The sequence below is a fragment of the Cupriavidus sp. 05N38 genome (genome assembly GCF_056397345.1).
In genome coordinates this window covers 270,749-285,948 of the sequence record NZ_JBFTNF010000003.1, presented here as the reverse complement: position 1 = coordinate 285,948, position 15,200 = coordinate 270,749, and the positions used below count along the sequence as shown (strand labels likewise).

The window sequence follows — 15,200 nt, the reverse complement described above, 5'->3', positions numbered from 1 at the left end:
GGCAAGGGGGGCGGCCCCCGCGCAAGCGGGCGCCGCACACGTAGTACCGTGCCTTCGCGAGGAGGCGCTCCCAGACTTAAAGGAGGCCGGCGCCCGCCGCGCAGTCGCGGCAGCCGCCGGCGCAAAGCATCCCCATGACAGTGCAGTCGTTTGATGTGGCCGTGCTCGGCGCCGGCCTGGCCGGGCGCCTTTCCGCCTGGCAACTGGTGCGTGCCGGCCTGCGCGTGGCGCTGGTCGAGCGAGCCGGCCCCGATGGCGCCGGCTCCGCCGCGCACGTGGCCGCGGCCATGCTGGCGCCGCTGGCCGAATCCGCCATCGCCGAGCGCCGCATCGTCGAGCTGGGCGTGGCCAGCGTCGATCTCTGGCGCGCCTGGGTGGCCGAGCTGCCCGAGCCGGTGTTTTTCCAGGAAGACGGCACGCTGGTGGTCTGGCATGCGCGCGACCGCGGCGAGATGTCATTGTTCACCAGCCGCGTGCGCGCGGTGGCGCCGCCCGCGCTGGTGGCCGAGCGCATGCGCGCGCTCGACGGCAACGGCGTGGCCGCGCTGGAACCCGCGCTCGCGGGGCGCTTCCCGCAGGGCCTGCTGCTGGCCGGCGAAGGCCAGCTCGACAACCGCGGCACGCTGCGCGCGCTGCTGGCGTGCGCGGTGGCCGAAGGCCTGCATTGCGTGTGGGAAGCCGGCGAGATCGAGGCCCGGGACCTGCCTGCGCTGGGCATCAGCGCGGGCGCGGTGCTGGACTGCCGTGGCCTGGGCGCGCGCGCCGCGTGGCCCGCGCAGCCGGCCGCGCGCGGCACCATGCCCGGCCTGCGCGGCTTGCGCGGCGAGGTGGTGCGCGTGCACGCGCCCGAGGTCAAGCTGCACCGCCCGGTGCGCCTGCTGCATCCGCGCTACCCGATCTATATCGCGCCCAAGCCCAACGACCTCTACGTGATCGGCGCCACCGAACTCGAAAGCGAGGACGATTCGCCGATGAGCGTGCGCTCCGCGCTGGAGTTGCTGTCGGCGGCTTACTCGCTGCATCCGGCCTTTGGCGAAGCGCGCGTGCTCGAACTCAACGTGCAGCGCCGGCCCACGCGGCCGGACCACCTGCCCGCCATCCGGGTCGACCAGCATGCCCGCGTGGTGCGCCTCAACGGCCTGTACCGGCACGGTTTCCTGATCGCGCCGGCGGTGACCGAGGCCGCCTGCCAGGTGGTGCGCGCGTTGCTCAGCGGCGATCCCGCCGCCCACGCCGTGCCCGCCGCGCTGCGCTGGCCGGGGATGATCGGCCCGGCGCTCGAGACCGTCGCCGGCGCGCCTGTCCTGCACTGAACAGACAGACTATGGAAATCCTGCTCAACGGCCGCCCGCTGGCCCTTGCCGAGAACGCCACGCTGGCCGACGCGGTGGCCGGCGCCGGCATCGCGCCGCCGTTTGCCGCCGCGCTCAACGGCCAGTTCGTGCCGCGCGCCGCGCATGCCGCCACCGCGCTCGCCGCCGGCGACCGCATCGACCTCGTGCAACCCGTGACGGGAGGCTGAACCAACATGACATTCGATACCACCGATCCCCGCCGCGACCTGCTCGGCGATCCCTTCGTGCTGTACGGCGAATCGTTCACCTCGCGCCTGCTGCTGGGCACCGCGCGCTACCCGTCTCCCGCCACCCTGCAGGCCGCCGTGGAAGCGTCGCGGCCCGCCATGCTGACCGTGGCGCTGCGCCGCCAGGGCGCGGTGGGCGACGGCGAGGGCGGCCAGTCCTTCTGGCAGATGCTCAAGGCGCTCAACGTGCCGGTGCTGCCGAATACCGCCGGCTGCATGGCACCGCAGGAAGTCATCACCACCGCCATGATGGCGCGCGAAGTGTTCGAGACCGACTGGATCAAGCTCGAGCTGGTGGGCGACGACTACACGCTGCAGCCGGACACGCTCAACCTGCCCGCGGTAGCCGAGACGCTGATCAAGGAAGGCTTCAAGGTGCTGCCCTACTGCACCGAGGACCTCGTGCTGTGCCGTCGCCTGCTCGACGTGGGCTGCCAGGCGCTGATGCCCTGGGGCGCGCCGATCGGCACCGGCAAGGGCGTGGTCAACCCGCACGCCATGCGCGTGCTGCGCGAACGCCTGCCCGACACCCCGCTGATCGTCGACGCCGGCCTCGGCCTGCCGTCGCACGCGGCCCAGGTGCTGGAGTGGGGCTACGACGGCGTATTGCTGAACACCGCGGTGGCGCAGGCCGCCTATCCGGTCAATATGGCGCGCGCCTTCGCGCTGGCGGTCGACGCCGGCCGCACCGCCTACCTGGCCGGCCCCATGCCCGAGCGCGAGATCGCCCAGGCCAGCACGCCGGTGGTCGGCATGCCGTTCTGGCACGCCGAAGGCGTGGAGGACCGCGCATGAGTCACGCTGCCGTGAAAGCCGCCGTCGACACGGCGCTGCGCGACACGCTGCTGGCGCGCTACGGCGCCAGCTTCGGCACCAGCGACAAGGGCTGGTCCGCCTGGGCGCGGCCCGGCGCCGGGGCGCTCGGCCACGCCGACGTGGTGCTGTCCGACGGCGAGGCCGATGCCGACGCGCTCRGGCGCATCGCCGCCGCCGGCGCGATCGCCATCGAGAGCGAGCGCGAAGGCGGCCGCTGGATCGACACCGTGCGCTCGCCGATGGGCACCTGGGTCTTTAGCGCCCATGCCGACAGCGACACCGCGCATCCGCCGGCCTTTACCGCCGTGCTGCTGGCCTGCCTGGCGCTGCATTTCCCCGCGCACGACGCGCTCTGCCTGGCCCGCGCCTGGCAGGCGGATTCGCTCGAGTGGCCGGCGGATTTCGCGCGCTTCCCGCAGGTGCGCCATGCCGCGCTGGTGCCGCCCGAGCAGCGCGCCCAGCCCTTCGCGCCGTGCCCGCCGCTGGGCCTGTACGCGGTGGTGCCCAGCGCCGAATGGATCGAGCGCCTGGTGCCGCACGGCGTGCCCACGGTGCAGCTGCGCTTCAAGTCGGACGACGCGCAGGCCGTGCGCGCCGAGATCGCACGCGCGGCGGGTGCCGCGCGCGGCAGCGCCTCGCGGCTGTTCATCAACGACCACTGGCGCGCCGCCATCGACCTGCACGCCAGCTTCGGCAGCGACAGCGCGCGCAGCGGCATCTACGGCATCCACCTCGGCCAGGAAGACCTCGATGAGGCCGACCTCGACGCGCTGCGCGCCTCCGGCCTGCGCCTCGGCGTGTCCACCCACGGCTATGCCGAGATGCTGCGCGTGGCCACCATCGGCCCGAGCTACCTCGCGCTGGGCGCGATCTTCCCCACCACCACCAAGGTCATGCCGACCGCGCCGCAGGGGCTGGGCCGCTTCCACGCCTACGCGAAGCTGATGCAGCCGGTGATCCCGTCGCTGGTGGGCATCGGCGGCGTCGATGCCGCGCGCCTGCCGCAAGTGCTGGCCGTCGGCGTCGGCAGCGCGGCGGTGGTGCGCGCCATCACCGAGGCGGCCGACGTGCCCGCCGCGGTGAAGCACCTGCTGGGCATGTTCCCCGCCGCCTGAAGCACCTGGCGAACCGGCGGTCCGCGCGCTTCTCCCGCATGCGGGAGAGGCGTGCCGGGAGAAGGGAAACGGCGGAAGGGCAGGCGCCCGAGAAAGCCGGGCACGCCTCGCTTTCGCGGCAACGGGCTCTACCTGCTCGACGCACCCGACGCTGCGCTCTCGCCGCAGCGGCAACTGGCGGCGCTGGCGCGCATCCACGATCTCGCGCGCGACGACTCGCAGTTCGTCATCGCCACGCACTCGCCGATCCTGATGGCCTACCCCGACGCGTGGATCTATAGCCTCGGCGCCGACGGCGTGCAGCGCATCGCGTACGAGGACACCGAGCACTTCCGCGTGAAGCCGCCGTCCGCGCCATCCACACCTAAGTTGGCGCTACCATTGCGGCCGGCGACGCCGTCATGATGGCAGGGTCCATGAAAATGAAGATCCCGCTCGAATCCGACTATGCTGGCGTGGTCAAGGCCATCCTGGTGCAGGCCGGCGATGCCGTTGCCGAGGCCGGGTGGTCGTCGAACTCGAATCATTGAACGCGAAAGGAACAACGTTTTGGAAAGTCCCGCACAGATCGTCCCGGTGGCGCCCGGCACCCCGGATAAGCCCTATTTCGGCATCGATGTGCCGCTGATGCGCCACCTTGGACTGCAGCCGGTGCATATCGAGGAGGGCCTGTGCCGCACGCGCCTGCCGGTCGGCCCGGCGCTGGTCAACAGCCGTGGCGATGTGCACGGCGGCACCTTGATGGCCACGCTGGACTTCACGCTCAGCGGCGCGGCGCGCTCGCATGCGCCGCTGGAAACCGGCGTGATCACCATCGACATGTCCACGCACTTCCTCTCGGCCGCGCGCGGCGAACTGTACCTGGAAGCGCGCTGCATGCGGCGCGGCGCGCGCATCGCCTTCTGCGAGGGGGAGGTGAAGAACGCGCAGGGCGAGGTCGTCTGCGTGGCGCGCGCGGCATTCAAGCTGGTGCCGCTGAGCAGCGGCGGCAACTAGGGCCGCGCCCCGGGCTTCAGGCCTGGCCTTGCGCCGGCCGGTAGACCTGGGCGAAGCGCGCCTGCTGCACGATGCCATAGTCTCCCGGCGCATACTGCATCAGCCAGTCCCCGGCCGCGCCATGCAGCACGTCGCCACCGGCACAGCGCGCAATGCTGAACGCATCTGCCATGCGCCTGGCCAGCACCACGCCCGGCTTGTTGCGGTAGTCGCCGTCCTGCCCGTGCGTGCCGGCCTGCAGCGGCTCGTACTTGGCGTCGAAACGGTCGCGGGAAACCACCCAGCGGTCGCCGGTGGAGCCGGTGACGACGGCATCGCCCGGCTGGTAGCGGTTGGGGCCTTCCAGGCTGATGAGTTCCCCGGGCGCGGCGGCGAAGGCCACCTGCACGACTTCGTGCTTCTGGTAAGGCGCGGCGGCGGGATCGGTGCGCAGGTCGATCTGGGTCAGGGCGGACATGGCTGGCAAGAGGAAGTCGGGAAAATGAAAACGGGCGGCGGATGGCCGGACAATGAAGTGTCCGATCATACCGCCGCCCGCTGTTTTTCCCGGTTTCCGTCCGGCGCGGTCCGTCAGAAGTCGAACTGCGCGCTCAGCCCATCACGCGCGGCGCGAAGGCATGGTTGAGCGGGCCRTTGCCGGCGCCCAGTTCCAGGTCGGCGCCGGCGACGATGGCTTCTGCCACGTAGTCGAGCGCCGCATCGACGGCGTCTTCCAGCGCGTCGCCGCGCGCCAGCTGTGCCGCCACCGCGGCCGCCAGCGTGCAGCCGGTGCCATGCAGGTTGCGCGTGTCGACGCGCGGGTGGGAGAACACGCGCACCGTGCCTTCGGCCGTCATCAGCAGGTCGTCCAGGCCGGCGTCGGCCGGGTCCAGGTGGCCGCCCTTGAGCAGCACCGCGCGGCAGCCCAGCGCCAGCAGGTCGCGTGCGGCCTGCTCCATCTCGCCGCGGCGGCTGATCTTGCGGCCCAGCAGCCAGGAGGCCTCGGGCAGGTTGGGCGTGACCAGCACGGCACGCGGGAACAGCAGGCGCACCATGGCCTGGCTGGTGGCGTCGTCGGCCAGCGTGGCGCCGGAGGTGGAGATCATCACCGGGTCCACCACCAGCTGGCGGATGCCGTGGCGGTCCACCGCGGCGGCCACCGCCTCGACGATGGCGGCCGTGCCCAGCATGCCGGTCTTGGCCGCGTCCACGCCGATATCGCTGGCAACCGCGTCGATCTGGGCCGCCACCATGTCGGCGGGGATCGCATGCACGCCGGTGACGCCGAGGGTGTTCTGGGCGGTGATGGCGGTGATGGCGCTCATGCCGAAGCAGCCCAGCGCGGAAAAGGTCTTGAGGTCGGCCTGGATGCCGGCGCCGCCGCCGGAATCGGAGCCGGCGATGGTCAGGGTGCGCGGAGGGCGGTGTGTCGTCTGGGTCATGTACGGTACGGGGCAGGCCGCGGGGAAGCGGCAAAGAAAAAATCGAGCTGGCGGCGGTGCGCAGCGCCGCCGGGCAGGCTACAATACCGCCACTCCGAGGAGCGTTGCAACGAATGTGGTCATTGTGCCCCAATGGGCCGGTAAGCCATTCGCCAGGCTCGGACTGTCTCAACGGCGCTCGCTGATCCGTGGTCCCACGGAGGCGAGTCGACCTATCCGCCCGCTTGGCATTCCTGTTTCGTCCGGAATGCCGGCGCGGCCGCATATCCCCCCGCACTCGTCACCGTCGCGCCACTCTTCACCGGAGTGAAACATGAACGCAGTGACTGACCTGAAGAACGATTACCTGGTCGCAGACATCGGCCTGGCCGGCTGGGGCCGCAAGGAAATCGCCATCGCCGAGACCGAGATGCCGGGCCTGATGGCCATCCGCGACGAGTTCGCCGCCCAGCAGCCGCTCAAGGGCGCGCGCATCGCCGGCTCGCTGCACATGACCATCCAGACCGCCGTGCTGATCGAGACGCTGGTTGCCCTCGGCGCCGACGTGCGCTGGGCTTCGTGCAACATCTTCTCCACCCAGGACCACGCCGCCGCCGCCATCGCCGCGTCGGGCACGCCGGTGTTCGCCTTCAAGGGCGAGTCGCTCAAGGAATACTGGGACTTCACCCACCGCATCTTCGACTGGAAGGACGGCGGCACCCCCAACATGATCCTGGACGACGGCGGCGACGCCACGCTGCTGCTGCACCTGGGCGCGCGCGCCGAGAAGGATGCCTCGCTGATCGCCAAGCCGGGCAGCGAGGAAGAAACCTTCCTGTTCGCCGCCATCAAGGAAAAGCTGGCCAAGGACCCGAGCTGGTACAGCCGCAACCTGGACGCCATCAAGGGCGTGACCGAGGAAACCACCACCGGCGTGCACCGCCTGTACCAGATGGCGCAAAAGGGCGAGCTGCGCTTCCCGGCCATCAACGTCAACGACTCGGTGACCAAGAGCAAGTTCGACAACCTGTACGGCTGCCGCGAATCGCTGGTGGACGGCATCAAGCGCGCCACCGACGTGATGATCGCCGGCAAGGTCGCCGTGGTGGCCGGCTACGGCGACGTGGGCAAGGGCAGCGCGCAGGCGCTGCGCGCGCTGTCGGCGCAGGTGTGGGTGACCGAGATCGACCCGATCTGCGCGCTGCAGGCCGCGATGGAAGGCTACCGCGTGGTGACCATGGACTACGCCGCCGAGCACGGCGACATCTTCGTCACCTGCACCGGCAACTACCATGTCATCACGCATGACCACATGGCCAGGATGAAGGACCAGGCCATCGTCTGCAACATCGGCCACTTCGACAACGAGATCGAGATCGCCTCGCTGGAAAAGTACGAGTGGGACGAGATCAAGCCGCAGGTCGACCACGTGATCTTCCCGGATGGCAAGAAGATCATCATCCTCGCCAAGGGCCGCCTGGTGAACCTGGGCTGCGGCACGGGCCACCCGTCCTACGTGATGAGCAGCTCCTTCGCCAACCAGACCATCGCCCAGATCGAGCTGTGGCAGGAACGCGATAGCGGCAAGTACCCGGTGGGCGTCTACACGCTGCCCAAGCACCTGGACGAGAAGGTCGCGCGCCTGCAGCTCAAGAAGCTCAACGCGCAGCTGTCCGAGCTGACCGAGGAGCAGGCTGCCTATATCGGCGTGAAGAAGCAAGGCCCGTACAAGGCCGACCACTACCGTTATTGATCGCGGTCGCGGCCAGGGCGGCCGGCTGGCAGCCCTGGCCGCGCGCGTCGCGGTATCCCGTGCCTGTCTGTCGTGGATCTGTCTGTCGTTTGTCCGTCTGACCCGAGCGAAGGAGTCGTCATGAGATTGCTGGCCGTCTGGATCATCAACGCCGCCGCGCTGTTCCTGGTGGGCAACCTGATCAGCGGGATTCACCTGGGCGGCTTCGGCTCGGCCATGATCGCCGCGCTGGTGCTGGGGCTGGTCAACACCCTGATCCGGCCGATCCTGGTCATCCTCACGCTGCCGGTGACGCTGCTCACGCTCGGCTTGTTCATCTTCGTGATCAACGCGCTGCTGTTCCTGTTCGTGGGCAAGCTGCTTTCCGGCTTCGTGGTCACGGGCTTCGGCGCGGCCCTGCTCGGCTCCATCCTGTACAGCGTGATTTCCTGGCTGCTGTCGAGCGTGCTGCTGGGCGAGCGCCGCAACGCCTGAGGGGCCGCACCGTACAGCTCCTGGCGTTGTCGCGCGGCCTTGCCTTACCGCCCGACTGTCCGCGGCCGCGCCTGGCCCAGGACCGCTACGCTTCATTTCGAGGCAACCGTCTCGCGCAGACGGGGGATCAAAACCAACTTTCCAGCGCGCCGCGCCACACGCGGCGCGCCACCATCATGCAAGACCGCTACTTCAGCTTCGAGTTTTTCCCGCCCAAGACTGCCGAGGGCGCCGAGAAGCTGCGCAACACGCGTGCGCAGCTGGCTCCCTTGCATCCCAAGTACATCTCGGTGACGTTCGGCGCCGGCGGCACCACCCAGCAGGGCACGCTGGATGCCGTGCTGGAAATCCAGCGCGAAGGCATCGAGGCCGCGCCGCACCTGTCGTGCGTGGGTTCCTCGCGCGAGAGCATCCGCCAGGTCCTGCAGACGTACCGCGACGGCGGCATCCGCCATATCGTGGCGCTGCGCGGCGACATGCCCTCGGGCATGGGCGAGATCGGCGAGTTCCGCTTTGCCAACGAGCTGGTGGAGTTCATCCGCGCCGAAACCGGCGACTGGTTCAATATCGAAGTGGCGGCCTATCCGGAGTACCACCCGCAGGCCAAGTCGCCGCGCGTCGATCTCGAGAACTTCGTGCGCAAGGTCAAGGCCGGCGCCGATTCGGCCATCACCCAGTACTTCTTCAACGCCGACGCCTATTTCCGCTTCGTCGACGACGTGCGCGCCATGGGCGTGGAAGTGCCGATCGTGCCGGGCATCATGCCGATCACCAATTCCTCGCAACTGATGCGCTTCTCGGAGATGTGCGGCGCCGAAGTGCCGCGCTGGATAGCCAGGCGCCTGGAGGGCTTCGGCGACGACCGCGAATCGATCCGCGCCTTCGGCCTGGACGTGGTCACCGCGCTGTGCGAGCGCCTGCTGGCCGCCGGCGTGCCGGGGCTGCATTTCTATACGCTCAACTCGGCCGGCGCGACCAAGGCCATCTGGCAGCGCCTCAAGCTCTGACGCCATGCCGGCGCGCCGCCCGGATCCCTTCATCGACCACCTGCTCGAGCTGATGGGCCCGCTGGCGGCGCGCATCGGCCCGATCGGCGCGCGCCGCATGTTCGGCGGCCACGGCCTGTACTACGACGGCCTGATGTTCGCGCTGGTGTCGGGCGGGCGCTGCTGGCTCAAGACCGACGACCAGACCCGCGCGCGCTTCGAGGCCGAGGGCGGCGAGCCGTTCCGGTACAGCAGTGCCGGGCGCGAAGTCACCATGCGCCATTACCTGAGCCTGCCGCCGGCCTGCCTGGAATCCGCCGAGGAGATGACCGCCTGGGCGCGGCTGTCGGTGGAGTCCACGCTGCGGCTGGCCAACCAGGCGCGCTGAGCGGCCCGGCGATGGCCTAAACTGGCATATGGCCACAACCGCCGCCGAAGCCACCGCCGTCACCGCCACGTTCCGTTTCTACGAGGAACTGAACGACTTCCTGCCGCGCGCGCAGCGCGGCGTGGACCGTGCTTGCGCCTGCGCGCGCGCCGCCACCGTCAAGCACATGATCGAGGCGCTGGGCGTGCCGCATACCGAGGTCGAGCTGATCCTGGTCAACGGCGAATCGAGCGCCTTCGAGCGGACGCTGGAGGACGGCGACCGCGTGGCTGTCTATCCCCGCTTCGAAACCTTCGACGTCACGCCGCTGCTGCGCGTGCGCACCGCGCCCTTGCGCGAGACGCGCTTCGTGGCCGATGCGCATCTCGGCGGGCTGGCGCACCTGCTGCGCCTGACCGGCTTCGATACCCTCTACGACAACCATTTCGCCGACGCCGAGATCGAGGCCATCGCCCTGCGCGAGGGCCGCATCGTGCTCACGCGCGACCGCGAGCTGCTCAAGCGGCGCGGTGTCACCCATGGCTGCTACGTGCGCGCCATCAAGGCGCTGCCGCAATTGCACGAGATCTTCGCGCGGCTCGACCTGGCGCGTAGTGCGCGGCCGTTTTCGCTATGTCTTGACTGCAACGTGCCGTTGCGGCGCATCGACAAGGCCGAGGTGGCGGTGATGGCCGGACGCGTGCCGGCTGGCGTGTTGGCGAGACAGGAGCGGTTTGCTACTTGCGATTGCTGCCAGAGGGTGTTTTGGGAGGGGTCGCATTGGCGGCGGATGCGGGGGGTGGTGGATGATTTGTTGTGGAAGGGGTGATTGGTATGGTTGCTTTTTGGGGCCTAGCGGCCCGGGCTTGATTGGCTGTTCAGACGCATGAGATTGTGTTCGCGGCTGTGGGCCTAGCGGCCTGGGCCTTTTGGGTCATTCAGGCGCATGCAAGTGCGCCTGCTTCTGTGGGCCTAGCGGCGCGGGCTTGGTAGCCCGTTCGCACACATGTAAGTGTCACTTTTCTTTTCTCGAAAAGAAAAGTAACCAAAAGAAAGCGATTCTTGCAGAAGGCTGGGCGCTCAGACTTTATGGGTGGTGGTGGTTTCGTGGTGGGCGCGTTGGCTCCCATGAGACTGCTGGCGCTACCGGCGCTAGCCGCGGCGACATCTCGACTGATGTCCGATTCGTGGTGGCGCTGCATGGTGGCGTTGGCCCAGGTAGTTCAAACTGCTGCCGCGACCGGGGCGGATGGGTGCGGCATAGGAACGGCACTGGATTCGTGGTGGGCGCGGTGGCTCCCGGGCGGGAGCACTCAGCCGCAGCACACCGGCCCACCGGTTTGGGAAGCCGAGGCTTTCGCGTTCGGGTCCACCGCGCCCACCACGAAAACACGAGGGTGCTATATCGTGGCCRCCCGAGCCGGTMRCGGCAGMWGCYYGAATGGCCTGGGCCTMRGCCATCATGGAGCCGTAATGTGAAACGGCCACATCCRGSATGGCASCGCGGCCAGCGCCGGTAGCGTCAGCAGTCGAGCCGAAGCCACAAGACCCACCACGAAACCAGCGAGAGACGAGAAATCTGAGCGCCCAGCCTTCTGCAAGAATCGCTTTCTTTTGGTTACTTTTCTTTTCGAGAAAAGAAAAGTGACACTTACATGTGTGCGAACGGGCTACCAAGCCTGCGCCGCTAGGCCCACAGAGGCAGGCGCACTTGCATGCGCCTGAATGACCCAAAAAGCCCGCGCCGCTAGGCCCACAGAGACAGGCGCACTTGCATGCGCCTGAAGGACCCAAAAGGCCCAGGCCGCCAGGCCCACAGTCTGAACAGCCAATCAAGCTCGGGCCGCCAGGCCCACAGACACAGGCGCACTCCCATGCGTCAAAAAATCCCCCCCTCACTAACCACCCAATCCATCCCCACATCATGCCCCTCCGCCAGGAGCCCGATCCGGCAAGCCTCGAACCCGATGCCAATCGCCACCGGCGGTGTACCGCCAGCGGCAGCCAGCGCCGCCAACGTGCGGTCATAGAAGCCCCCGCCATATCCCAAGCGGAACTTATCGGAGCTGAAACCGACACAAGGAATCAGCAGCGCGTCCGGCACCACGGCCGGCGTGCCGTCGGGGACCGGGATGCCGTAGCGTCCAGTGGCCATCGCGGTGCCGGGTTCCCACAGGTGGAAGTCGAGCGGCGCGCCGGGGCGGCTGACCACCGGCAGGGCCGCCTGGCGGCCGGGCGCGGCGGCCAGCCAGCGCGTTACCGCGGGGCGTGCGTCGAACTCGTGCTGGATCGGCCAGTAGAAACCGAGGCGCCGCACCGCTGCCTGGCGTTCCAGCAGCGTGGCCAGCGCGGCTTCGATGGCGGCGTCGGCGCGGGCGCGCGCGGGCAGGGCGGCGCGCAGCGCCAGCAGGCGCTGCCGCAGGGCGTTGCGTTCCTCGCCGGAGCGGTTGCGATGCTCGTCGCTGGGCATGGCTGCGTGGGATAATGTCTGCTGTTGACCAAATATTGCACGGTCGGAAAAGGCGCGCTCCGAGAAGGCGATGCCGTCCGGCCGTCACAACAAGGAAGCTAAGAATGCCGAAGGGAGTATATCCGCAGCGTGCGGCCAAGGCCGCCCTGACGGCGATCGCGTGCGCGCTGCTTGCCACGCCGGTATTTGCACAAAAGCGCCCGTCGCCGCAGGTCCAGTCCCAGGCGCCCTCGCTGAGCATCCCGAGCAATCCCGACGACGCTTTCGTGGCACTGCGCGAGGCCGCCCGCAAGAACGACGTGGTGCGCACCGATGCCATCTCGGCCACGCTGGTGGACTACCCGATCCCGTCGTACGTCGAGTATTTCCGCATCAAGCCGCAGATGTTCGACGCCAGCGGCCTGGCCCGCATCGACGCGCCGGACGACCAGGTGCGCGCCTTCCTGCAGCGCTACAAGGGCGAGGCCATTGCCGACCGCATGCGCAACGACTGGCTGCTGGTGCTGGGCAAGAAGCGCGACTGGGCCAATTTCGACGCCGAGTACCCGCAGTTCGTGCTCAAGGACGACACCCAGGTGGAGTGCTATGCGCTGCTGTCGCGCGCGCTCAAGGGCCAGAACGTGGCGGCCGATGCGCGCGCCGTGCTCAGCGATCCCAAGTACTTCGGCGAAGGCTGCGTCGACCTGATCGCTTACCTGGCGCAGAGCCGGCAGATCGAGCCCAGCGACGTGGCCTTCCAGGCACGCCAGGCGCTCGAGCAGAATTTTGTGACGCTGGCGGGGCGCATTGCCGCCGCGGTCCCCGACGCGCGCGGCGACAGCAACACACTGGCCACGGTGGTCAAGATGGCGCGCAACGATCCCTCGCAGGCGGCGGCCTACCTGAACGCCAGCGCCGGCGGCCTGTCGCGCGACGAGCAGGGCGCGGGCTGGGGCGTGATCGGCCAGTTCGCCGCCAAGAAGCTGGCGCCCGAGGCGGCCGGCTACTACAGCCGCCAGATGGACCTGGGCGGCAACCAGTGGCTGTCCGACGAGACCCAGGAATGGCGCGTGCGTGCCGCGCTGCGCCAGGGCGACTGGAAGCAGGTGCGCCTGGCGGTGGAGCTGATGCGCCCCGAGCTGCGCGCCAAGGACCCGGCCTGGACCTACTGGTATGGCCGCGCGCTCAAGGCGGACAACCGTGCCGGCGAGGCCCAGCAGCAGTTCCAGTCGATCGCCGGCCAGTTCAATTTCTATGGCCAGCTGGCCAACGAGGAACTGGGCAACCGCACGGTGCTGCCGGTGCGCACCCAGGTCGCCGACGCCGATGTCAACGCCATGCGCGGCCGCCCGGGCTTCGTGCGCGCGCAGAAGCTCTATGACCTCAACCTGCGTTTCGAGGGCAACCGCGAGTGGAACTGGGAGCTGCGCGGCATGACCGACCGCCAACTGCTGGCCGCCGCCGACTACGCGCGCCGCATCGAGCTGCTGGACCGCGCCGTCAACACCGCCGACCGCACCCAGGCCGAGCACGACTTCTCGCTGCGCTTCCTGATGCCCTACCGCGACATCATGCAGCGCGCCACCGACGACGTCGGCCTGGACATGGCCTGGGCCTACGGCCTGGTGCGCCAGGAATCGCGTTTCATCATGAACGCGCGCTCGTCCGCCGGCGCCCATGGCCTGATGCAGGTGATGCCGGCCACCGCCAAGTGGGTCGCGCGCAAGATCGGCATGACGGATTTCTCGCCTTCGATGATGAGCGATCCGAACATCAACATCATGCTCGGCACCAACTACATGAGCATGGTGTTTACCGACCTGGACAGCTCCTGGACGCTGGCTTCGGCCGCGTACAACGCGGGCCCGGGGCGTCCCAAGAGCTGGCGCTCGAGCCTGCCGCGCCAGGTCGAGGGCGCGATCTTCGCCGAGACCATCCCGTTCTCGGAGACGCGTACCTACGTCAAGAATGTGCTCTCCAACGCCACGTACTATGCTGCATTGATGAGCGGCCGGCCGCAGTCGCTCAAGGATCGCCTGGGCTCGGTGTCGCCGTCGCAGATCACCACCACCGCCTTGCCCTGAGGCAGCGCGGGCGGCGCGGTCTGCCGGCCGGTGCGGTCACCGGCGCGTGCTCCATTTCGGGCGCGCGCCAGTCGTCCCTTGCCACGGAGAAATCCATGCAGACCAGCAATGTCCTAGTGATCGGCGGGGCCGGTTTCGTCGGCAGCCACCTGGTGGCGCGCCTGGCGGGTGTCGCCACCGCCTCGGCCACGCCGCTCGAACCGGGCAGTGTGACCGAGCCGCCCCTCGACCCCGAGCGCATCGTCGCCGCCACGCGCGACGCCGAGCACGCCCAGCACCTGCTGCTGCTGCCGCGCGTGGAAGTCACCGAACTGGACGTGCGCAACGAGGCCGACCTGAACGCCGCCATCGGCTCGCTGGGTACCGACGGCATCGTGGTCAACCTGGTCGGCATCCTCCACGGCGAGCGTGCCGAGCCCTATGGCGGCGCCTTCGCCGGCGCGCATGTGGATCTTCCCCGCTGCGTGGTGGAAGCCTGCCGCAGCACCGGCGTGCGCCGGCTGTTGCACATGAGCGCGCTGGGCGCGGACAGCGCGGGGCCGTCGATGTACCTGCGCAGCAAGGGCGACGGCGAGCGCGTGGTGCGCGAAAGCGAGCTGGACTGGACCATCTTCCGCCCCTCCGTGATCTTCGGTCCCGACGATCATTTCCTCAATCTCTTCGCCCACATGCAGCAGATCGCGCCGGTGGTGCCGCTGGCCTGCGCGCAGGCGAGGTTCCAGCCGGTCTACGTGCAGGACGTGGCGCAGGCCTTCGTCAATGCCATGGCCGCGCCCGCCACCATCGGCCGGACCTACGACCTGGCCGGGCCGCAGGTCTACACGCTGGAGGAGCTGGTGCGCTTTGCCGGCCGCGCCAGCGGCCATCCGCGCCCGGTCCTGCACCTGCCCGACGCGCTCGCGCGCCTGCAGGCAGCCGTGCTCGAGCACATGCCGGGCGCGCCGGTGATGACGCGCGACAATCTCGATTCCATGCGGCTGGACAATGTCATGCAGGGCCAGATCGCGCCGGAGCTGGGCCTGCGCCAGCCCGTCAGCCTGGAAGTGGTGATGACCGACGTGCTGGCCGGCCGCGGCCACGAGAGCCAGATGCAGGTGCTGCGGCGAAGCATCTACCGCTGAAGCGGCCCGGGCGGCAGGTCCGCGCGGGGCCTGCCGGTGGCCTGCCCGCGTCCTGCC

The 15,200-nt window shown here is 69.2% G+C and carries 16 protein-coding genes, 1 pseudogene and 1 riboswitch; of the genes and pseudogenes, 14 read left to right on the top strand and 3 right to left on the bottom strand.

Annotation, left to right across the window (positions count from 1 at the left end; translation table 11 throughout):
• Positions 1-134: 134 nt before the first annotated feature.
• The 7 genes and pseudogenes from AC1DK4_RS04415 (at position 135) to AC1DK4_RS04385 (ending at position 4,509) form a co-directional block, all read left to right on the top strand.
• Positions 135-1,313: an FAD-dependent oxidoreductase gene (locus AC1DK4_RS04415; protein WP_441617528.1), complete on the top strand. Its 1,179-nt coding sequence runs from the start codon at positions 135-137 to the stop codon at positions 1,311-1,313.
• A gap of 11 nt (positions 1,314-1,324) precedes the next feature.
• Positions 1,325-1,522, top strand: coding sequence for a sulfur carrier protein ThiS (thiS, locus tag AC1DK4_RS04410; RefSeq protein WP_441617530.1), 198 nt, complete (start codon positions 1,325-1,327; stop codon positions 1,520-1,522).
• A 6-nt stretch (positions 1,523-1,528) separates the two neighbouring features.
• Positions 1,529-2,377, top strand: coding sequence for a thiazole synthase (locus AC1DK4_RS04405; RefSeq protein WP_441650364.1), 849 nt, complete (start codon positions 1,529-1,531; stop codon positions 2,375-2,377).
• Entirely contained in the window at positions 2,374-3,513 is a 1,140-nt protein-coding gene (locus AC1DK4_RS04400) for a thiamine phosphate synthase (RefSeq protein ID WP_477131403.1), read from the top strand. Before AC1DK4_RS04405 ends, AC1DK4_RS04400 begins: the two co-directional genes overlap by 4 nt.
• 108 nt (positions 3,514-3,621) lie before the next feature.
• Positions 3,622-3,918 (top strand): annotated as a pseudogene (locus AC1DK4_RS04395) (hypothetical protein); the annotation flags it as partial.
• A gap of 11 nt (positions 3,919-3,929) precedes the next feature.
• A complete protein-coding gene (locus AC1DK4_RS04390) occupies positions 3,930-4,043 on the top strand; it encodes a biotin/lipoyl-containing protein (RefSeq protein WP_441650365.1) in 114 nt (37 codons plus the stop codon).
• A 19-nt stretch (positions 4,044-4,062) separates the two neighbouring features.
• Positions 4,063-4,509 carry a PaaI family thioesterase gene (locus tag AC1DK4_RS04385; protein ID WP_441650366.1) on the top strand — a complete coding sequence of 149 codons (447 nt, stop codon included), beginning with the start codon at positions 4,063-4,065 and terminating at the stop codon, positions 4,507-4,509.
• A gap of 16 nt (positions 4,510-4,525) precedes the next feature.
• Here the strand turns inward: AC1DK4_RS04385 and AC1DK4_RS04380 are convergent, their stop codons facing one another.
• Both AC1DK4_RS04380 and thiD read right to left on the bottom strand, forming a co-directional pair.
• Positions 4,526-4,966 carry a PGDYG domain-containing protein gene (locus AC1DK4_RS04380; protein WP_441650367.1) on the bottom strand — a complete coding sequence of 147 codons (441 nt, stop codon included), beginning with the start codon at positions 4,964-4,966 and terminating at the stop codon, positions 4,526-4,528.
• A 133-nt stretch (positions 4,967-5,099) separates the two neighbouring features.
• Complete coding sequence (thiD, locus tag AC1DK4_RS04375; RefSeq protein WP_441617539.1) at positions 5,100-5,930, bottom strand: bifunctional hydroxymethylpyrimidine kinase/phosphomethylpyrimidine kinase; 831 nt, start codon at positions 5,928-5,930, stop codon at positions 5,100-5,102.
• Positions 5,931-6,020: 90 nt separating this feature from the next.
• Positions 6,021-6,117: riboswitch (S-adenosyl-L-homocysteine riboswitch) on the top strand.
• Positions 6,118-6,243: 126 nt separating this feature from the next.
• Here thiD and ahcY point away from each other — a divergent pair.
• From ahcY to AC1DK4_RS04350, 5 genes are all read left to right on the top strand, one after another.
• Positions 6,244-7,662: an adenosylhomocysteinase gene (ahcY, locus tag AC1DK4_RS04370; RefSeq protein ID WP_441650368.1), complete on the top strand. Its 1,419-nt coding sequence runs from the start codon at positions 6,244-6,246 to the stop codon at positions 7,660-7,662.
• A 120-nt stretch (positions 7,663-7,782) separates the two neighbouring features.
• Positions 7,783-8,136, top strand: a complete 354-nt coding sequence (locus AC1DK4_RS04365; protein WP_441617543.1) for a phage holin family protein — start codon at positions 7,783-7,785, stop codon at positions 8,134-8,136.
• A gap of 176 nt (positions 8,137-8,312) precedes the next feature.
• Positions 8,313-9,143, top strand: coding sequence for a methylenetetrahydrofolate reductase [NAD(P)H] (metF, locus tag AC1DK4_RS04360; protein WP_441650369.1), 831 nt, complete (start codon positions 8,313-8,315; stop codon positions 9,141-9,143).
• 4 nt (positions 9,144-9,147) lie between these two features.
• Positions 9,148-9,510, top strand: coding sequence for a TfoX/Sxy family protein (locus AC1DK4_RS04355; protein WP_441617547.1), 363 nt, complete (start codon positions 9,148-9,150; stop codon positions 9,508-9,510).
• A gap of 28 nt (positions 9,511-9,538) precedes the next feature.
• Positions 9,539-10,318, top strand: coding sequence for a Mut7-C RNAse domain-containing protein (locus tag AC1DK4_RS04350; protein ID WP_441617549.1), 780 nt, complete (start codon positions 9,539-9,541; stop codon positions 10,316-10,318).
• A gap of 1,050 nt (positions 10,319-11,368) precedes the next feature.
• Here the strand turns inward: AC1DK4_RS04350 and AC1DK4_RS04345 are convergent.
• Positions 11,369-11,959: a 5-formyltetrahydrofolate cyclo-ligase gene (locus AC1DK4_RS04345; protein WP_441617551.1), complete on the bottom strand. Its 591-nt coding sequence runs from the start codon at positions 11,957-11,959 to the stop codon at positions 11,369-11,371.
• Between the two features lie 104 nt (positions 11,960-12,063).
• On the opposite strand from AC1DK4_RS04345, the gene AC1DK4_RS04340 reads away from it, so the two are divergent.
• Positions 12,064-14,022, top strand: a complete 1,959-nt coding sequence (locus AC1DK4_RS04340) for a lytic transglycosylase domain-containing protein (RefSeq protein ID WP_441650370.1) — start codon at positions 12,064-12,066, stop codon at positions 14,020-14,022.
• A 95-nt stretch (positions 14,023-14,117) separates the two neighbouring features.
• Entirely contained in the window at positions 14,118-15,143 is a 1,026-nt protein-coding gene (locus AC1DK4_RS04335; protein WP_441650371.1) for a complex I NDUFA9 subunit family protein, read from the top strand.
• Positions 15,144-15,200: the final 57 nt, after the last annotated feature.